Source organism: Niallia sp. FSL R7-0271 (assembly GCF_038005785.1).
Lineage (GTDB): Bacteria > Bacillota > Bacilli > Bacillales > Cytobacillaceae > Niallia.
In genome coordinates, this window is record NZ_JBBOTZ010000001.1 from 2,616,470 (window position 1) to 2,636,419 (window position 19,950).

Here is a 19,950-nt window from a genome sequence, read left to right on the forward strand (position 1 = left end):
CATGTCACCACTTTTCTTTTAATGATTAGTCTTTAAGATGGCTAAGCACTCTGTCGACTTTCTCTTCCATCTTCCTTTTTACATCCCGTCTGTCATCTATCCGTATATTTGTAGCAACACGAACTAGCCCTTTAGAGAAAGGCACCTCATGCATTGCTTGGATTACCTCAAACAAAACAGGTAATTCTCCTTCAATTATCGTATTCATCGGCGTCAGCTGAAATCTGATTGCCCCTTTTTCTTCGTATGTCTTTAATACTTTCTGGATATCTGCCACATAGGCACTGACACTTGGTGTCTCCGTCCCAATTGGGATAACTGTTACATCTACTATTGCCACTGTAAGTCCTCCTTAAAGCTTTCCATATTCTTTTATGATGTCATAATTTATTGGGAATCTCAAGCATCTGCTTCATTTAGTTAAGACAGGGGAATAACTTCCCCTGTCTCAAGATTAATCAGTTTCTCCAGATAAAAACCATACAATGCCCACTTGCCGTCAGGTGATATACTGATTGGTTCGTTCTCCAATCCTTCCTTTATCACTTTAGGCTTTTCTCCACTTCCCGTGTCTATGGAGACAAATGAGTAACCTTCTGTATAATTTGTCGCATCACCGGAACTCTCTGGATAAAATGTAAACAGCTGATCGTCTGCTGCATCATTATATGGGATAAGCCAATCCGAGTAGTTGGACAAGCGGGGCAGAGAAATAGCAGCTTTGGCATTAAGCTTGTCATAGAATGTATATTGAGCCATCTGCATATCTTGCGAGTCATCGGAAATTGTAAAAATCTCTTGGCCATTACTGCCTATAGAGTAGGCGTTATTTTCGCTAATTACTGTTTGTTCACCAGTTTTTATATTTTTAGTTGTTACAGGAGACGACAAAGAAGTCTCTTCCTTCCAGCCTAAATAGGCGACTGTTTCCTTGTCTGCCCAAACGATAAACGGATTGCCAAGCTTGACTTCCTGGAGCTTCTCATTCTTTATAGATAAGAGATAGGAGGTGCTGGCCCATTCCTTTGTAAAAGAGGAAACAAGCACTTGATCTTCGTCATATGGATTCCAGACAAACTCAGCATCATAGCTTTGCAGCTGTTTAGAAAATAGCTGTTTTCCCTCTTTATTCATTAACACTATGTTGCCTTGAAAGTCCTCTTCATTTGTAAATACGAGCAATTTGGATAAGTCAGGGCTTATTTTCACTGCTGTTATAGCAGAATCACTCGTATATAAAAGTTTATGCTGTCCTGAATAAATATCAAATGTATAAACATAATAGCTGTTACCCTTGCTTGTGATATAGCATATTGTATGGGTATCAAGCCATCCAGACACTTCCACAAATTCCCCATTATCCACTTCCATCGGCAATGCCAATGCTTGGATTTTCTCTTTTTTTTGATTATCTTTCTCTTCCTCTTTACTCGTTGTTTCCTTCTGTTTATGGGAGCATCCAGATAAAACAAGTGTGAAAATGAGCAAGAGAAGAAAAAACCCATGCGCATTTCTCTTTGAAAGGTCTGTCATCCTTTTCACACCCTTTTATTATGTTTTTTGGTGTTTACTATATTGAATATTAACATAAAAAAGCCGAATTAAATCGGCTAAACCATTAATTTTCTTGAACATTATTTTTTACAAATATAACGATGCCACAAATATTCCTAAAACATCTTTGTAAATATCATCAAACTGTGATAATGGCAGAGGATTTATTCCTTTCCCCAACTCGAGAGTAAAACCTGGCTGTCTAAATTCCTGAATAAACCAATCTTTATAGCCGGCATGGCTGTCAACATTTTGAACCGCTTTATATCCGCTTAATCGGGAAAACTCGTTTGCAATTAGTGCTGATTCAGATGGTTCAAAATTTTCATACCCCCAATAAAATTCCTTGCCTTGAGTATGGAATGCTATCATTCTGTTGAATTTCTCCTGGTTTGCAAGCTGTGCCATTATTACTGCTTCTGGCTCTGTAAGTGGTGCATCTCCAGGATAATCACGAGGAGCAGGGGTTTTTGGCTCCTTCCTCTCTTTCTCAATCTCCCAAAATGCAGGAAATTGATTATTTAAATCAACACCATTTATATTCGCCTTCCAGCCTGTAAAATCTGTGCTGCCTTCATTAATAGCAATCACTTTCGACCGCATATGCTCTGGAGGTCCATTCAGCACTAAATCCACGCCATCAGGATTTACCATTGGCACAAGAGATAGGTCTACATTTCTATAAATAGGCAATGTGTCAATATTGTTTATCTTTCCGCCATTTGTAATGGCCAGCAGAAAATCATTTACATACGACATCAGGATTGCACTTGTAATCCATTCATTAGCATGAAAGCTTCCGTTCATATGTACTTTTTTGCTGCCGCGGCCGATTCGAATTTCTTGAATTTCATTGCCAAGAACACTTTTTCCCAATGTATTAATTTGAATAAAAGGATAATTTTCTTTTAGAATTTCCAGATCATTTTGCAATGACTGAGAATCATATTTTTTGCGTGCATTCACTAATCTTTCCATAATTCGTTTCGGAGCAATCATTTCATCGCCTGTTTGGAGCTCATTTATATTCGTGTTTTGATTCAGTAAAAGAAGACAGTCGACAGAGATATTTCTGCTTCCGGCTATTTTCCATAAAGCATCGCCCGTCTTCAGTTGAAGTGTTTCTGATTGAAAGCCTGGAATATGAATGCAATCGCCTTTTTTAAGAGCATCCTTAGCACTTTGCTGATTGCTGTCAGCAAGAAGCTGGAGCGGGATCATAAACAATCTGCTGTAGTACGATAGAGTGTCACCGTTTCTTGCTATAACCTCCATAAATATACACTCCTTTCATCACTCTATATTTATGATGAAAAGGAGAAAACGATTCATCTTCATGAAACATCCGCTTCCTAACAACACCCAATTTATACCAACTGTAACATAAAAAAGATCTGTTCATATGAACAGATCAAAATAATATTATTTATTTGCAAGCCATGCTGCGCCGATGACACCTGCAGCATTCCCCAATGTAGCTACATCGATAAGTGTTGACTGGGCAACAGCTTTGAAAGAATATTTCTGGAAGTACTCGTTAACAGGCTTTAATAAAATATCTCCTGCTTTTGACACTCCGCCGCCAAGCACAATTCTCTCCGGATTTAATGTGTTTGCAATATTAGCAAGGGCTAAACCTAGATGTGAAGCTACAAAGGAAACTACCTCATTTGCAAGTTCATCTCCGGCATTTGCTTGATCAAATACATCCTTTGCAGAGATTGTACCGTTATTTGTTAGGATTTGGTGCAGACTGCTATCAGGATTTTCATTCAATCGCTCTCTGGCAATCCGAACAATTCCTGTTGCAGACGAGATCGTTTCAAGACAGCCTGTTTTTCCACAGTTGCAAGGTGCACCATTTTCGATGATGGAAGTAATGTGGCCGATTTCACCAGCAGCTCCCTTGGCCCCTTGAACAATCTTTCCATCAACGATAATACCGCCGCCAACTCCAGTGCCTAATGTGACGCAAACAAGATTCTTATAACCTTCACCTGCACCCTTCCACATCTCACCAAGGGCTGCACAGTTTGCGTCATTATCAAGGATGACAGGCAAGCCAAGATCTCTCTCTAAATTAGCCTTCAGCGGAAAATTATCCGGCCAGCTAAGATTCACTGTATTATAGATGATACCTGTTTTATAATCAAACGGACCTGGTGCTCCCATACCCGCACCAAGCACATCTTCCTTGTTATGATTCCATTCAGCAAGCTTCTCATGAACAGATTTAGCAATATCACTAGTGATGTTCGCACCCTCATTTGAATTATCTGTAGGGATCTCCCAGTTATCAATCATATTGCCATCTGTTGTCAAGAAAGCAATTTTCACAGTCGTACCGCCAAGATCGATTCCAACCACCCATTTTTCCTGCATCTGCATTCTCCCCATTCTATTTCTGTTTCTCTTTTAATTGTTGTATTCCTTGATTTAGTAGTAGAACAGCCATATCAAAATCTTGTTTCTCTATGATTTCTGTATGACGGAGCTCTTCTAATTCTGCTTTCATCAGCTCCAAATCACCTAATCTGTCTCCTACGTATATTATGGTACCGAACCTTTTCAAAAATTGCTGCACATCGTATATCGTCTTCATTTCTATCCCTAAAAACCTCCCTAAACATCAGGGAATATCCTTCCTAATTAAATCGTTTTCATTTTTTAGTATAATTCAAATATCGCTTTTACTCAAGAACGAGATATTAATCATTTTCATTTATGTCTGCTAGGGAAATCTGCAAAAATAACGAATTTCTGCACCTGATTCTTCATATATTGGAACAAGAGTATAAGGTTGTCCTGAAAATGTTTATCTAACAGGAAAAGTGGTGCTGCTATTGAAAAAAGATTTTATCGTTTTAAGCATTTGCCTTGTTATCATTATAAGTTCCGTTTATTTTTTTCAGCAAAACCAAATTGCAAAAGAGAGCATTACATATTTTCCAATTGACCCGAGCGTATCCTTTCCGACAGCAGTTACGAATTTACAGCTTGGAAAGCAAAGATATGATGAATATAGTGTCGAATGGGAGACAAAAAGCATTGTAAATAAAAAGGCCTATTTAAGACAAAACATGGGGTTGTTATATGCAAACGGCCGACTTATAAACACGATGGGAGCGTGGAAGCAAAATACAATGGAGCTGACAGAGCATAAGACGGTCGTCGAACGAGACAGCCGCCTGTTCCAGGCAGTCGCCTTTCATTATGCCGAAATTCATGATGAAAATGACAATATCTTCAGCTCTCAAAAACTTTCCGCTAATCATTTGTATGTCATCAATTCAAAATTCGACCAAACCCCTCTCGGCTTTACAGCACCGCGGACAGAGGCAGAAAAACAATGGAAAAATACTTTAGATGACGAAACAGCAGATGTGATTGAGTATCAATTAAATGAGGCTGTAAAACATTATTCTATACCTTTGGCAGAATATCCAAACAGAATACTGTTAACAGAGCTTGCAGACTATAATGACAAACCTATTCCAGGTTTTACACAAGAACAAACGGCAAAGATTATCGGTCAGCTTACAGAAGGTTTATATAAAAATTATTTCCTGGGAATTACAAAAGAGGATGGAACTGTGACAAAACCTGTTGGGAGTACTGTTCCAGTTATTCTGTTAGCAAAAGATCATCTGCTTGTAGTGTTTACAACGGGAGATAATCAGCCTGTCCTATTAAGACAGCAAATTTCCACATTATAGTCCTCAGCCCCCTGGTGATGGGGGTTTTCTTGTTGAACTAAGCAAGTAAAAAAGACCTAAATAGGTCTTTTATTGATAAACAGTTGGTTTTGAGAAAACATTGCTCATCATTTTGTTGCGTAAGCCTGGGAGATTCATGACAATTTTGATTAAATATTGTCTAATCATCGGACTTTTTAACACCGTGTTAATAATTCGGTATCTTCTAGTTAACAAAAAATAACCGCCAATACCAATCAATAAAATGGATAAAATTTTCGGCATTTTCATCCCTCCTATTGATTAGTTTAGGAAAAGCCGCTCTTTTTTATCCAAACTTTTTTGCTTAAAGAACAAATAAAGCAGCAAGGCAGGCTGCAAGCACACCTGACAAAATATTGACAGCATCATTGTTAAGAAAAGAAAAACCCTTTATCTGTTTTGCTTCTCTAGCATGATGCACTCGTTTTTCTACTTTTGCTCCGCAAACTGTACATTGATATTCTGCTTGAACATAAGCCCCCAGTAAGGTGTCAATAATATTGCCGATAAATCCAAATAAAGAAATCAGCAGAAATTCATTTACACTTATAGGGAATAGCAAATAAGCGCAAAAACCAATCAACAAGGAACCAAAAAAACCTGCTATTGTACCGAGTAAACTCATTGCCCCAGATGTGCCAGCTTTTGCTCTGCTAAAGGTTCTAAGCGAAAATGGTTTACTTTTGCTTAGAGGACCAATTTCTGATGCCCAAGTGTCAGAATTGGCTGCGGCAAGCAGGACAGCGAAAAGAATAATCAGCTCATGACTTCCGCTCCAGCCGTAAAAAAGACTGACTAGTGCTGCTGCACCACCGTTTGCAAGTACTTGCATATAGTCTCTTGTAGAGCCTTTTTCATGCATTTCTTCCACTCTTGCTTTTTTGTCTTTTTTATATTTTGACAAAAGACTGGAGGTAAGAAAAAAAACACCTAGGAGGATAAATCCTTGATAGTGGAAACCTAATTGGATACCTAGACCGACAAAAAAGGCTGCAATACTGCCGCTTTTGTTAAGAAACCCTTCCTTCCATGCTAGGTATACAGCAATAAGGATAATGAGAATGCTAATTATTTGTCCCAATAGCAATTACTCCTTTATTTGTAATCAAATGCTGTACAGGAATATCATGAGCTTCTGCCGGGATAGAATCTTCCAATTGGCAATCCATCGCTAATGAAATCGTATTTCCATGATAATTTAGGAGATAGCGGTCATAGTAGCCTCCACCAAACCCAATTCGATAACCGTTTGCTGCATAAGCAACTCCTGGTACAAGCACCAGATCCATTTCATCGCCTTCTGTTAAAGCTGTTTCTGATTCAATTGGTTCATAAAGCCCGCTGTATACAGTTTCAAGCTGGTCAAAACGGTCTAACTGCCGAAATACCATTTCTTTCGTGCTCGGCAGACATTTTGGCACACTGACTTTTTTCCCTTCGGCCCAGGCTGTGCGGATTATTTGCAGTGTATCCACTTCTGGTGATTTGGAAATGGTTAAACCAATATGACGAGCATTTTGAAACAATGGATGCTTGTATAAATTTTGGGCAATTTCGTAGGATAGCTGCTCATATACAGGCTTAGATAAAGACTGCAATTCTTTGAGTATTCTTGTTCTTATCTCTTTTTTTGTCTCCGTCATCTTGATTTCACTCCTTGGTTATGCTTTTTTCATATGTAATGCTTTAGGATTTTTTTTATATACAAAAAAAACAGAAGGGATACCCCCCTCTGTCTTATTTTGTTTCGCGATGTGTTGTTGTGCGTTTTTCTCTTGAGCAATATTTTTTAAGCTCAAGACGGTCTGGGTTATTTCGTTTATTTTTTTTAGAAATGTAGTTACGATCTCCACATTCTGTGCAAGCTAACGTAATGTTGACACGCATGGTTATTTCCCTCCAAACTATTGCTATACTAGTTCGTGCATACGACTTTTATATGATAACATTTTTTTTCACGAAATGCTAGTACTGTTTTTCAATAGAATGTGATTTAAATCCATAAGCTCTTCTTTATCTTTCCCATATATAGTCCATGCTCTGCTCGTACTCGAGGTTTGAGCTGCTAGATTCATGTTAAGGGAACAGATGCTGACATATCCACCTTTACCCATTGGTAAGTATTTTAAGCTGCCTTTTTGCTGATTCTTCCAAATTAGATCTGTATGAACGTTCCATAGTGGCTGAACGGTTCTCTGTTCCAAGCTCTTCCCATTAAACTCGCCATTTACTAGTATTAGCTGGTCATCGACAGAATGGAAGACAACATTGTCTGTCGGTGAAACGAAGGCGAGGTGGTCCTGATTTGATTGGGAGTAATAACTTAGCAGCAGAACCTTCACATCTATAGCCTCTTTCGAATGATTTCTTACAAATATCTCATTATATTGGACTTTAGAATGTTTTTGAACGCTCTTTACATGAACAGAGACTGCGTATTCTGGCAGTAATTTCTCATAACCGTTCTGAAGCCAGCAGATTTTGCCGTTAATCCAAATGCCTGGAGTATTGACCAATTTTCCTCTTGTCATTTCTTTGCCGAAATTCTGATAATCAGACTGTAAAGAAATCTCCGTTTTCATCCTTCTTCACCTTTTTTTCCTATTTTTTTTATTCCATAGTAGCTGCCGTTTCTGCCATCCTCTTATTTAGGATTGCTTCTTCAAACACCCTTGAGGTTTCATCGCCGACTCTGTTCCAGCCAAACAGCTTTTCTACAATCGCCCTGCCATTTTTTCCAATCTCCAATGCCATAAGTGGGTCATCGATTAAGGATTGCAATTGTTCTAACATACTTTCAGTATTCCCTGGTTCCATAAGCATCCCTGTCTTACCATGCTCTACTATCCCTTTTAAGCCGCCCGTGTTGGATACGATTGTCGGTTTCTCAAAACACAGCGATTCTAAAGCAACAATGCCGAAAGGTTCATAATGGCTTGGAATGACAACAATGTCTGCTACTTGGAAGAAACCATTTTTTCTGTCTTCCGGTAAGTAGCCAATCAAGTGAACCTTGTCCGATAAACCATTTGCAGCAATATATTGTTTATATTCATTAAACATTGGACCAGCACCCGCAAGAACAAATTGAATATCCTTGATTTTAAGACGTGTAGCTGCTTCAAGCAATGTTTCAAATCCTTTTTCCTTCACCATTCTTCCTAGCGCAAAAACCGTCTTCTTATTTGGATCCAATCCCAATTCTTCTGCTGAATTTAAGGCTGGCTGATTATTTTCCAACTTAATTCCGTTTGGAATAACATTAAGTTTGTTTTCACTTACAGCAAATAACGAAGACACTTCTGTTTTCATGTACTCACTGCAGACAATTACTGAATCGGACGCATTGATTAGCTGCTGTTCCTTTTCATGAATAAATTTTTGCATTTCTGTATAGATGCCCCCGTTTCTTCCATGCTCTGTTGCGTGCATAGTTGTAACTAACGGAATGCCTAGTTCTGTCTTTATTGCTGTAGCTGCTGCTCCGATGAGCCAATCATGGCCTTGAATTAGCTCAAAATGATGGTTAGCTGCTAAGTCTAAGGCTTTTTCCCACATGCTTATATTTAAGCCGCCAATCCAAGTTATAAAGTTCTTTTCCCGCTGATGCAGCGGCTTCACTCGATACACATACAAGGAAGGACTTACCTGTTCATCAACTAATTCTTGATTCATGTCTTGTGACGTGATTACATGAACTTCATATTGTTTGGCTAATGTTTCTGCTAACCCAGCTACATGTGTTCCAAGTCCTCCAATAATATTGGGTGGGTATTCCCATGAAAGAATCAGAATTTTTTTCTTGCTTCCTCCTTGTGCAAAGGGGTTATTCATTTCCTTTTGGTAAGCAGGAACTGCACGGAAGATAGCGTGTTTACTTTCTCGTTCTTCTAACCATGCTTTTTCTATACTGTCTTTCAAAAAGACACTCAGCTTATCAGCTGCTTCCCAATGATTGTGCTGCAGGTTATCTGGATAATCCAGTTGATTAACAATAGCATGAAGCATGAGCCATTCCTTTTCCAGCTGTTTAACGACCCTGTCAGCACAGTCAGAAAGCTTCTGCTCCCGCCAGGCTGTAACCTCTTTTTCAAGGAAGGACAGTCTAGCATAGCTCTTTCCATCTTCGTGTATTCTATTTAACTTCTTCTGATTAAAAAAGGAGGAACTAATATGAACCTTCTCTAAATTCCCGCTAAATTGACGAATATATGCTTCTGGTGATAACGGCATAATCGAATCATTTTCCACGAAGTCCTTCGTTAATTCTTGTGAAAACTCATTAATCTCGGCTACACTCACAGCAATTGCTGTCATCGCAGGAATATCTTTTGTTTTCGGCAAACCTGTAAATAAACTTCCCGTCTCCTTAACGTCAGACCATTGTCTTAATGGTATCATGCATATATCATGAGGTGATTTCACTGGCAAACCTTCTGCTTTAGGAACAGGATCTGTGATGGCTAAAGTTTTGTCATACACAAAGCTATATCCAATCCCCGCCTTTTTAAGATGCAAATCAATGCCTGGTGAAAAGGCGCCATTTGGAAGCCAAAATCCATTTGGACGAATATTTAAATGGTCTTCTATAATGGAAATTCCTGTTTCAATTTGGAGTTTCACACCATTTACCGTTGACAGAGCTGTAAGAGAGGAATAGGACGCAGATGTGGCCAATATCTCTATTTTATGGTCATGTACCAATTTCTTAATGGTTGCTGTTATATTCCTGTCAATCTTGAGCCAGTAGGAGTATTCTTCTTCCCATTTCCATTTATTTTTTTCTAAAAATTCAGTTATTTCTTTTTGGTAATCTTCTGTTTCTGCCAATTCTAAATAAATCGGTGGCAATGCAAGGGAAACGCTGTATGGCACTGCCTTCTTTTCCATGTTCTTTAAAAAAGTAAGCAAAGCTATCGAAGCTATATGAAAAGACTGTCTGTCTTCTTTATTGCTGGAATAATAATTCATGACAGGAAGCTCTGCATGAACGATTAGCTGAAAATAGGATACGTTCATTGCTTCTTCACACTCTCCTTTACCGCTGTCTCATAATAACTGTATGTGCTAACATGCTCAATCCAATTAGGAAGTGGAGTTTTTCCTTCGCTCCATGCTATTACATCCTTTGCATTTTCACCTGCTTGGTCTGCACTTGTTCTTGGTGTATGAATAGGATTAGACTGCAGAATTGGCATGAGAGCTCCGCTACCATCCTGTATCCCGACTTCAAAACAGTAACTTCTATTTGGCTGTAATCCTTCCAAAACGAGTTGATTCTTGTCACGATCAAGCTGAATTTCATCGGTAGCATGTGCATTGCTGCCATCGAAATATATGCTCGTGATATCATAGACACGCAGCTTTAGCGATAAGTCATCATTAAGAAAGCCGCAGTAGGAAGAAATTAAGTTCCACTTTGATGCTGGTATGCTCCAGAAAATTAGTGCTCTGTTTTCTCCTGCAAGCCATGCTTCCATGCCATTACTCTTTTTTAATGTTTGAATGCTTGTCCATAAAAAAGGGGACATAACAGCACTGTTATCGGCATATTCTTTAGGAGAAGCGCCTTCTGTCTGCTCTGCCTTTTCCGCTTCTTTCAAATACTTCCCCCACTGATATTGCACCTTTCCAAGGCTCATATCCAGTTCTTTCGCAATTTTTCGGAAAGACAAGCCTTCCTTCCTTAAATTAACTATTTGTTCTAACAATGGAATCAGCACCTTTCATTTAATACTGTATTATGTTTTAGCTATTATCGTATTGGTTGATTTATCAGGATTCCTTTTGTGTCGATTTACTGATTCTTCCTTCTTCCTATATGTTATCACCGAATGATAGAAGCCACAATAAACGGAATTTGTCGTATCATGCTAATGTTTATCCCTATTACCTTGAAGCAGCATAAAAAATTTTGTCTGTTGAATAAAAAACAGCAATTCGACAATGACTATTAATAAAATTAGTTTGTATCCGACATTTTTTGCTGCCGCTTATAAACTTGTCTGCCGCACACTTGCTTGCTTGAAATTACTGTTGGGAAATGTTGAAAGGTAGTGGTAGAATGAAAAAGTCTTGTAAATTACAAATTTTTTAGCAGAGGTGTCTCATTTTGTTCATTTTAATGTTTAGTTTATTGGGGATATCTGTTCTTCTTTTTATTGTATCTTTATTTATGAAGGACCCCTATAAAAAGCTGCAAGAGGATATAGACCAGCTGTCCATCCAACAAGTACAAGAAATATATAAAATAAAAAAGAAGCTGAAGGTGCTTGAGGAAGAGCTGTTGATAGACGATATGGATATGAGTCCTGCCATCCCTGTTACAGACAAGCAGCCAAATATAGAAATGGGTGCAAATCCCATTCATGCTATTATTAAAAACCAGGTTTGGTCTCTTGCGTCACAAGGAGTTTCCATTGAAAAAATTGCTTCTCAATCTTCCTTATCAACTAGTCAAGTACAGCAAATTATCACAGAGGGTGTAAAGCGAGGATTTGCGAATGAATAAACGAAGCTTGCGTTCCTTTGCATTCGGTCTGTTCGCAGCCTCCAGCATCATTGGTGCATACACCGTATACACTGGCAGCCAAAAGGCTGATACAGACAAACAAATTACAACAGAGCAAGCAGAGAAAGTTCTCTCTGCAAAAGGCTTTACTACAGTTGCCAATGAGGACTATGAAGAGCTCGTTGCTGCTAAAGAACAGGCCGAGAAAGCGGCCCAGCAGGCAAAAGCTGATAAAAAAGCAGCTGAAACAGAGGAAGCAAAACAAGCAGAAACAGAGAAAGCTGATGAGCCAATCTCATATAAGCTCAAAATTAAAAGTGGTATGAGTCCTGGCGAAATTGCTGATACATTAACAAAAGAGAAAATTATTAAAGATAAAGATGAGTTTGAAGCTTTCTTAATTGACAATGACTATCATACAAAAGTGCAGGTTGGCTCTTTCCGTGTATACAGCGATATGAGCTTTAGAGAAATTGCTGAAAAGATAACAAAATAAAGATAATGAGGGGCAGTCCAATTGGACTGCCCCTCATTATCGTTTATTTTTCTTTTTGTCGTTCTTTTTTCATATCAAAATAAGCATCTAATACTTCTTCACCTATTTTTAAGTTTGCTTTATTGTCAACACTGCCGTTATATGCCCATGGAACTAGGACTGCCATTGCCACTTCCGGATTTTCAGAAGGTGCATAGCTTACTAAGCTCAAGTTCATTACTTCCTGCAATGTCTTATAGTTGCTCTTTTGCGGTCCATCATAGAAAGCCTCTGCCGTACCAGTCTTAGCTGAAGGAGAGTATGATTTGCCGCTTAAATACGTGTATGCCGTTCCTTTTGGACTTTGGGCAACCATCTTAAAGCCTGTCTGCACCCTTTTTATCCACTCTGGTTTTGCATCAATCGTATTTAAAACCTTTGGCTCAACAGAGTCAACTACTGCCCCAAGCTCGCCTTCTTCAGATACAGGGCTTCTAATTTCCTTGACGATATGCGGTTCCATTCTGTTCCCGCCATTTGCGATTGTAGAAATATATTGGGCAAGCTGCATATTTGTGTACGTATCATACTGACCGATGGAAAGATCGAGAAGCTTACCAGGTACTGACGTTTCTGTTCCTTTAAAGCCTGTCTGCTCATTCGGCAAGTCGATGCCTGTGCGAATTCCCAACCCGTATTGAGCGTACGCATTTCTCATTATTGTGAAGTCCTCTGCATCAACAGACAGAGGCTGGCCGTAAACATATCTAGCACCTGCTATTTTCATAACAGTCTGGAACATGTAGACGTTTGATGAACGCATCAAGGCTGTTAAGTCATTGATTGGCCCCATTGTTGTCCATGATCTCTTAATAGTATCGCCTATTCTTACAGGTGTATCATTAATAACTGTTCCCGGACTGATTGCTCCAGTATTATAGCCTGTCAGAACAGTAGCACCCTTAACGACAGATCCGACGTTGTAGGATGTCGTAATATTGCCGAGAGCATCATCGTTCACCTTTGTTTTTCCATCTTCTGTTACAAGTCTTTTCCCTGCCATTGTCAGCACATCGCCTGTGTTTGGATCCATCAGAACAACATAAGCACGGTCAAGGAATTTTGTTCCTGACATTTGTTTAGCTGCCTTCAGCTGCTTTTCAATGATGTCTTCGACTTTTTGCTGCAGCTCCATGTCAATTGCAAGCACAAGGTCATTTCCGCGTTTTCCTTCTGTAATCACTTCTGTGTCTGTAATTTCTCCATCACTGTTTGTCTCATTGCGGACTTTTTCTTTCTGTCCTTTCAAAACATCTTCATACTGAAGTTCCAGATAACTTTTGCCGACACGATCATTGCGGCTGTAGCCTTTTGAAAGATAATAATCCAACGACTCAGCTGGTAGGCCTTCCTCTGACGAGCTCACACTGCCGAGAACAGAAGCAAGTGTCTTGCCGAATGGGTAATCTCTATCCCAGTCTGTTGTTGTATCGACACCTTTTAAAGACGTTAAGTTTTCACTTACAACTGCCATTTCTTTGTTCGTCACTTTATCGTTTTTGACGATATGTGGTGTCAGTTTATAGCCGCTTGAAAACTCTCGGTAAATTGCTATAACTTCTAAATCATCATTAGTCAAAGACTTTAGTTTATCCTCCGTGATCCTTTTAAGCTGCAGCTTATATACTTGAGAGTTATATTCATCTGAATCGGTGTACTTTTCCGCAAGAGCAGTTTTTTCCTCTTTCGTAACAAGTGCTTCCGCTTCTTCCGGATGCTTTAATATCCAGTAATCCTGTTTGTCACGTTCGGTAACTTTTTTGGTATCCTTTTTTATATATTTCGCAAGCGCCTCGGCAGTCTCCATCATTTTTTCGGTAGAGACACCGGTATTTGTGTACGTTATCGCATTTTTCGCGAGATTATCAACAATAACCTTTCCTGTCGAATCATAGATTTTCCCGCGGGGCACAGATGTATCTACTGTTACATCCTCTGTTTTTTCCAGTTCCCGCTTATACTCATCTCCATAAACAATCTGCACGAAACCTAGTCTCAGGATCAATGCAGAAAAGAGCAAAAAGACAGCAAAAAAGATAATGTTAAGGCGAATCGGAATCGTCTTTTTTTTCTTCTTGTTTCCCAATGTAATACCACACTTTCTACAATCATTTCTCACTCTATTGTAATAGAAACTCTTCAATATTTCTATTAATAACCTGCTGGGATATCCTGCAAAGTCGATATTTGTCTTCTAAATACCTTTCTATATTGTGAAAAAACAGCGATTATTACACAAAAAACAAGGAATTTGCGAGGCAAATTCCTGTTATTTTTTCATATCAAAATATTTATCCATTACCTTCTTGCCGATTGTTAAGTTAGGTGATGGTCCGTTGTCTGTTGTATAGACCCAAGGCACCATTACCGCCATTGCCACCTCTGGGTTTTCATAGGGAGCATAGGCAACAAGGCTGACATTCATTACTTGGGGCGGTTCTTCATAATTTTCTCGCAATGGTCCGTCATAAAAGGCTTGTGCAGTTCCTGTTTTGCCTGCAGGAGTATAAGAACTTCCCGCAAAAACACTGCCAGTTCCGCCAGGCTGCATCACCATGCGGAAGCCCTTCTGCACTTGATTCATCCACTCTTCTTTCATATTTAGCTTATTTAACACCTTCGGCTTGATTTCATGCTCCATCACACCATATTTCTCTTTGCCTTTTCCAGAACTTCTGATTTCCTTCACGATATGTGGTTCAATTCGGTAACCACCATTGGCAATTGTCGAGATATATTGGGCAAGCTGCATATTTGTGTACGTGTCATATTGACCGATTGATAAGAACATTAAATCCCCAGGCTGATTTGGTTTTACTGGTCCTTTAAATCCAGCCATCTCATTAGGCAGATCAATTCCTGTCCTAACTCCTAAGCCCATTTCTCCAAAAGAATTACGAATAGTCGTATATGCTTGTGTTTCCACACTAAGAGGCTGCCCTTTAGCATAATGGCCTTTTCCGATTGCAATGGCGGTTTTGGCCATGTATACATTGGAGGATTGCTGCAATGCTTGAAGGTCATTGATAGTATTCATCACCTTCCAAGATTTAAAATCAGGGGAGTCCTTGATGCTCATCACTTCATCAAGCATCATAGAGTAAGGACGAATAACTCCTTCTTTATATCCAGTAAGCACCATTGCTCCCTTTACTGCTGAACCAACATTATAGGAAGTGGTAATATTGCCTAATGCAAAATCCTGTACTTCCTGCAAACCTGTCTTGTCGTTTTTAACAAGCTGCTTGCCCGCCATTGTTAATACTTCCCCTGTATGTGGGTCCATCAGCACGACAAATGCTCTGTCTAAAAACTGTGTGCCTGCATAGCCTGCCTTTGTCTTCCGTAATTCTTCTTCAATAATTTTTTCAACCTCAAGCTGGAGGTTCATATCAATTGACAGGAATAAATCACTGCCCGCTTTACCTTCTGAAATAACATTAGATGAGACAATTTGATCTTTTTTATCTTTCACATATTCAACTGCTTGCTTTTTCCCTCTTAAAACATCTTCGTATTGTTTTTCAATATAGCTTAAACCAACACGGTCGTTCATGTTATAGCCTTTTGCGAGATATTCATCCTTTTGCTCTGCTGGTATCCCTTTTTGCGTGGAGCTGACTTTCCCAAGAACTGTTTTCAGCGTATCTCCATACCCATATGTTCGGTCCCAGTCTTTTGCTGTATCGACACCAGGCATCGAGGACAGATTCTCACTGACCTTAGCTAGCTCCTCTTCTGTTACACCATCATTTTTGATGACAATCGGCGTATAATAATAGCCGCTCGTCATCAGCCTGTAAATGGCTAAGGATTCTAAGTCATGTGCAGATAAGCTTGCTACTTCTGATGCCGTTACCTTGCTTCGAAGCAGCTCATTAAATTGCTTTTGATAGTCCTTTTCGCTGAATTTTTCCTTTAGCTTATTATCTTCTTCAATAGTTACTTTTTCTTTTGCTTCTTTTGGATGCAATAAGAGCCAATAATCTTTTTTATCTATATCAGTGATCTTGTCAATCTCCTTCTTTGAATCCATAGCAATTAAGTCTGCAAGCTTTTCTGCCGTTTTATTCAACTCATCCGGCTTATACTTCCAGTTTGTAAAAAGAATGGCATTTTTCCCTTTATTGCTTACAATGCTGTTCCCGTTCCTGTCATATATTTCTCCTCTTGGAACAGTTGTACTGATAACAATGTCCTCTGTTTTATCTACTTTCCGCTTGTATTCGTCACCGTAAACAATCTGGACAAATCCTAAGCGAAGGATCAGTGTTGAAAACAGTAGAAATATCAGCAAAAATAATAGATTCAACCGTAAAGACAGCTGAAATCTCCTTTTTCTCTTTTTTTCCCCCATAAAATTAACCCTTTCTTTTTAGACATTCTCACTCCTTTTATTTTAAAGTAAAAATCTGGTTCTATCTATCAGAATTTAACAAAATTCACAAAAATAACAAAGGTTCCTTATAAATAAGGAACCTTTGTTAAATAGTGTCCTGCTATTCTTGCCCATTTAATCTAGGTGCAGGCGAAAGCTTAATTTTTCGCGTAAAGAAATAGATGATTGAATGTCCGCTTCCAAGAATAAACAGCATCACTGGGATGGATTTTTCCGGATTAAACATAGTTACGCCTGCAATGAAGATTAGAACAGACAATAGCCGTCCAAAATTCAAGAACATTTCACGGACGACAATATATTCTATCCGCATTTCCCCTGCATTCCAGCCGCGGCCGATTACATCGTATGTCAGACTTGTATATGGGACTAGGATTAATGGATAAGCAATGGCAATAATACCTGAATAAATAAGAAGACGAATGAATGAAAAGTCAAATACTATGATAAATATTGACAAGAATAACAGAATTCCGCCTACCAGGATGGACTTATTTCGCTTTTCACTTTTGATGCTTCGTGACACGATATAATAGGCGATGAACGAAATGCCTGAATTAATGAGCCCAAATGTGCCTAGCGCCATTTCACTTCCTGTTGCGATAAACACAAACACAGTAATAACAAAAGCATACGTTCCTTCTCTGATTCCTTGGAAAAAATGAGCATAGGTAATACTTTTCCAATTATCATCATTCTTTCGTTCTTCGATAATTCGTTTTAATAAATATTGGCCGCTTGCCGGTCTTCGTTTTAGAAAGAAGCTCAATACCACTGCTAATGAAAATAATCCGAGCGAAATTCCGAACACAATCATATAGCCAGTTGTTTTATTCAAGGTTGAAATAATAAACCCTGCCAGCATAGGACCTACCATCCCTCCAACAGAGCCGAGAATGCCAAGAAAGCCGTTAAAAAAATCTCTCGTATCTGGTTCTGTAACTTCAAATGTCAGAACATTAAAGGCAAGCCAATAAAACCCATAGCCAATGCCAAGCAGACAGCCTAACAGCAGCAAATAAGTAGATGCCTTATCACCGATAAGCAGTACAGACAAATAAAACAACGCCAGGAAAATGACACCAATTCTAAATACGATGACCCTGTCAATTTTTTTTGCCCATCTGCCTGCAATGGTGAAGGTAATCAGCTGCAGAATAATTGTAGCCATATTATACAGCCCTAAATCTTTAAATTCTCCAGATTGTTTCCACAAGAAAATATTAACAAAGGTATTAGAAAGAGCTATGCTTAATGCATAAAGTCCACCGATTGTCAGCAGCAGTCCCAGTTCCTTTGTCAGTTTGATATTGCCAATCAAATTCCCTAATTTCATGATAAAAACTCCCCTTTGTCTCGCTAGTTTTTAACAAAAGGGTGTTCCTTATACAACATTTATTAAGGATGATGCAGATATAGGAGGATTTTCGCGAAAAACAAAAAACCTTGCTGACCAAATTGGCCAGCAAGGTTTTTTGTTTTATTTTGCTGCAGTGTAGCGCTTAGTAACTTCTTCCCAGTTAATTACATTGAAGAATGCATTAATATACTCTGGACGGCGGTTTTGGTAGTTAAGGTAGTAAGCATGCTCCCATACATCCAAGCCTAGGATTGGAGTTTTTCCTTCCATAAGCGGGCTGTCTTGGTTTGGTGTGCTTGTTACTTCCAACTCACCGTTGTTTACTACAAGCCATGCCCAGCCTGAACCGAAACGAGTTGTAGCAGCTTTAGCAAACTCTTCTTTGAAGTTTTCATAGCTTCCGAATTTGCTGTCGATAGCAGATGCTAAATCACCTGAAGGCTGTCCGCCGCCATTTGGAGAAATAACTTCCCAGAATAGAGAGTGGTTAGCATGTCCGCCGCCGTTGTTACGAACAGCTGTACGTGCTGCTTCTGGAACTGCATCAAGGTTTGACACGATCTCTTCAACCGTTTTAGAAAGAAGTTCTGCATTTCCTTCTAGAGCGTTGTTTAAGTTTGTTACATATGTGTTATGGTGTTTTGTGTGGTGAATATTCATTGTTTCTTTGTCAATATGCGGTTCTAATGCATCGTAAGCGTATGGTAATTGCGGTAATGAAAAAGCCATTTGTTTTTTCCTCCTATGTATAGGTAAATTTTTTTCTTCCCATATAATTTATCACTATTTTGACAATATTTACATGAGAAGGTTCTTCTAATAAAACAGTACCAAATTAAGCCATTCCTTTCAATTATTTTGCTTTATTTACAAGGAATTTTTTAAAAGAAAAACTGACTTTTGTGTTTTTGCAGTCATTCCCCAATTTAGTATATAAAGGAACTCTTCTTTTATACCAACATTGTTGCAAAAACAAACATCCCTTCTTTCAAAAGATTCGCTAAATAGACACATTATTCCTTTTCGTTGGTATATATAGGTTTTAACTTAAAAACGACAGGCTCACCTTCCAATATATTACAAAATCCATTTGACAATAAATACTCGATATTTTTTAATCGAAGCATAAAGAGAAACAACAAAGGGAGTGCGACAGATGAAGGAAGGAACTCTATCGCTTTACAGTCTGCTATTGCAGCATTATTTTTCGATTAATAATGTCCAATTCATTAAAAAGGGAAGCTTGCTGTTTCAAGAGGGTGACCCTGTTTCCAATATTTATCTCCTGTTAGAGGGGACACTATCAGTAGGCAGAATTCATGAAAACGGCAAAGAATTTATCATGAAGATTCTCCATGAGGAGGATTTGCTGCTAGAATACTTATTATTTAAGCAGTCACCGAAATACTATCATTTTGCGAGAACTATAACAGACTGTGAGCTTCTTATCATTGATAGAGCAGACTTTGAAGACTTTGCTCTGCATGACCATAAAATGCTTGCCTCTCTTACCGCATGGCTGAGTACAGGCTACTTAAAAGCAAATATTAAATGCCAAGATTTAATCATGCATGGTAAAAAAGGAAGCTTGTACAGCATTCTTATCCGGCTATGTCACTCTTTTGGAAAAAGAACTGCAAATGGTATACTAATTGATTTCCCCCTTACCCATCAGGAATTGGCAAATTTAACATTTGGGACAAGGGAAGTTATTCAAAGAGCCATGAAGGAACTTAGAGATGGCGGCATCATCTCTATCTCCTCTCAAAAAATTACTGTTAAGGACCTTGCTTTCCTAAAAAAAGCGGTAGACTGTCAAAACTGCCCTATTGAGATTTGCGGTCTAAACTAGTC

20 protein-coding genes are annotated in these 19,950 nt (G+C 38.8%); 4 read left to right on the forward strand and 16 right to left on the reverse strand.

Annotated features, from left to right (window positions below):
- Positions 1-25: 25 nt before the first annotated feature.
- The 5 genes from MKX82_RS13465 to MKX82_RS13485 form a co-directional block, all read right to left on the reverse strand.
- Positions 26-340, reverse strand: a complete 315-nt coding sequence (locus tag MKX82_RS13465; protein ID WP_233313165.1) for an MTH1187 family thiamine-binding protein — start codon at positions 338-340, stop codon at positions 26-28.
- Between the two features lie 80 nt (positions 341-420).
- Complete coding sequence (locus tag MKX82_RS13470) at positions 421-1,533, reverse strand: TolB family protein (RefSeq protein WP_341077777.1); 1,113 nt, start codon at positions 1,531-1,533, stop codon at positions 421-423.
- A gap of 108 nt (positions 1,534-1,641) precedes the next feature.
- Positions 1,642-2,829 carry a M14 family metallopeptidase gene (locus tag MKX82_RS13475; RefSeq protein WP_341077779.1) on the reverse strand — a complete coding sequence of 396 codons (1,188 nt, stop codon included), beginning with the start codon at positions 2,827-2,829 and terminating at the stop codon, positions 1,642-1,644.
- A gap of 147 nt (positions 2,830-2,976) precedes the next feature.
- Positions 2,977-3,936: an ROK family glucokinase gene (locus tag MKX82_RS13480; protein ID WP_237941702.1), complete on the reverse strand. Its 960-nt coding sequence runs from the start codon at positions 3,934-3,936 to the stop codon at positions 2,977-2,979.
- Between the two features lie 16 nt (positions 3,937-3,952).
- The gene (locus tag MKX82_RS13485) at positions 3,953-4,156 is read right to left on the reverse strand and encodes a YqgQ family protein (protein ID WP_233313160.1); all 204 of its coding nucleotides are present in this window, start codon (positions 4,154-4,156) and stop codon (positions 3,953-3,955) included.
- Between the two features lie 241 nt (positions 4,157-4,397).
- On the opposite strand from MKX82_RS13485, the gene MKX82_RS13490 reads away from it, so the two are divergent.
- Positions 4,398-5,270 carry a hypothetical protein gene (locus MKX82_RS13490; protein ID WP_233313159.1) on the forward strand — a complete coding sequence of 291 codons (873 nt, stop codon included), beginning with the start codon at positions 4,398-4,400 and terminating at the stop codon, positions 5,268-5,270.
- Positions 5,271-5,339: 69 nt separating this feature from the next.
- On the opposite strand, the gene MKX82_RS13495 is transcribed toward MKX82_RS13490, so the two are convergent.
- From MKX82_RS13495 to MKX82_RS13525, 7 genes are all read right to left on the reverse strand, one after another.
- The gene (locus MKX82_RS13495) at positions 5,340-5,534 is read right to left on the reverse strand and encodes a hypothetical protein (protein WP_233313158.1); all 195 of its coding nucleotides are present in this window, start codon (positions 5,532-5,534) and stop codon (positions 5,340-5,342) included.
- Between the two features lie 61 nt (positions 5,535-5,595).
- A complete protein-coding gene (locus MKX82_RS13500) occupies positions 5,596-6,372 on the reverse strand; it encodes a DUF92 domain-containing protein (RefSeq protein ID WP_233313157.1) in 777 nt (258 codons plus the stop codon).
- Positions 6,356-6,934 carry a 5-formyltetrahydrofolate cyclo-ligase gene (locus MKX82_RS13505; RefSeq protein ID WP_233313156.1) on the reverse strand — a complete coding sequence of 193 codons (579 nt, stop codon included), beginning with the start codon at positions 6,932-6,934 and terminating at the stop codon, positions 6,356-6,358. Before MKX82_RS13505 ends, MKX82_RS13500 begins: the two co-directional genes overlap by 17 nt.
- A gap of 94 nt (positions 6,935-7,028) precedes the next feature.
- Positions 7,029-7,178, reverse strand: coding sequence for a 50S ribosomal protein L33 (gene rpmG, locus MKX82_RS13510; RefSeq protein ID WP_101175018.1), 150 nt, complete (start codon positions 7,176-7,178; stop codon positions 7,029-7,031).
- A 68-nt stretch (positions 7,179-7,246) separates the two neighbouring features.
- Entirely contained in the window at positions 7,247-7,873 is a 627-nt protein-coding gene (locus MKX82_RS13515) for a hypothetical protein (RefSeq protein WP_233313155.1), read from the reverse strand.
- A gap of 28 nt (positions 7,874-7,901) precedes the next feature.
- Complete coding sequence (locus tag MKX82_RS13520; RefSeq protein WP_233313154.1) at positions 7,902-10,310, reverse strand: glycosyltransferase; 2,409 nt, start codon at positions 10,308-10,310, stop codon at positions 7,902-7,904.
- On the reverse strand, positions 10,307-11,002 hold the full coding sequence (locus tag MKX82_RS13525; RefSeq protein ID WP_233313153.1) for a DUF4912 domain-containing protein: 696 nt from the start codon (positions 11,000-11,002) through the stop codon (positions 10,307-10,309). Before MKX82_RS13525 ends, MKX82_RS13520 begins: the two co-directional genes overlap by 4 nt.
- A 413-nt stretch (positions 11,003-11,415) precedes the next feature.
- Here MKX82_RS13525 and MKX82_RS13530 point away from each other — a divergent pair, with 413 nt between their 5' ends.
- Positions 11,416-11,802, forward strand: coding sequence for a hypothetical protein (locus MKX82_RS13530; protein WP_237941705.1), 387 nt, complete (start codon positions 11,416-11,418; stop codon positions 11,800-11,802).
- Positions 11,795-12,298 (forward strand): hypothetical protein, encoded by a 504-nt coding sequence (locus tag MKX82_RS13535; protein WP_341077791.1) that lies wholly within the window; start codon positions 11,795-11,797, stop codon positions 12,296-12,298. The genes MKX82_RS13530 and MKX82_RS13535 overlap by 8 nt, the downstream gene beginning before the upstream one ends.
- A 43-nt stretch (positions 12,299-12,341) precedes the next feature.
- Here the strand turns inward: MKX82_RS13535 and MKX82_RS13540 are convergent, their stop codons facing one another.
- From MKX82_RS13540 to MKX82_RS13555, 4 genes are all read right to left on the reverse strand, one after another.
- Positions 12,342-14,423 carry a peptidoglycan D,D-transpeptidase FtsI family protein gene (locus tag MKX82_RS13540; RefSeq protein WP_251644967.1) on the reverse strand — a complete coding sequence of 694 codons (2,082 nt, stop codon included), beginning with the start codon at positions 14,421-14,423 and terminating at the stop codon, positions 12,342-12,344.
- Between the two features lie 183 nt (positions 14,424-14,606).
- Positions 14,607-16,694 carry a peptidoglycan D,D-transpeptidase FtsI family protein gene (locus MKX82_RS13545; protein WP_233313149.1) on the reverse strand — a complete coding sequence of 696 codons (2,088 nt, stop codon included), beginning with the start codon at positions 16,692-16,694 and terminating at the stop codon, positions 14,607-14,609.
- Positions 16,695-16,836: 142 nt separating this feature from the next.
- Positions 16,837-18,072: an MFS transporter gene (locus tag MKX82_RS13550; protein ID WP_233313148.1), complete on the reverse strand. Its 1,236-nt coding sequence runs from the start codon at positions 18,070-18,072 to the stop codon at positions 16,837-16,839.
- Between the two features lie 144 nt (positions 18,073-18,216).
- A complete protein-coding gene (locus MKX82_RS13555; RefSeq protein WP_233313147.1) occupies positions 18,217-18,825 on the reverse strand; it encodes a superoxide dismutase in 609 nt (202 codons plus the stop codon).
- A 427-nt stretch (positions 18,826-19,252) separates the two neighbouring features.
- On the opposite strand from MKX82_RS13555, the gene MKX82_RS13560 reads away from it, so the two are divergent.
- Positions 19,253-19,948 carry a Crp/Fnr family transcriptional regulator gene (locus MKX82_RS13560; RefSeq protein WP_237941707.1) on the forward strand — a complete coding sequence of 232 codons (696 nt, stop codon included), beginning with the start codon at positions 19,253-19,255 and terminating at the stop codon, positions 19,946-19,948.
- Positions 19,949-19,950: the final 2 nt, after the last annotated feature.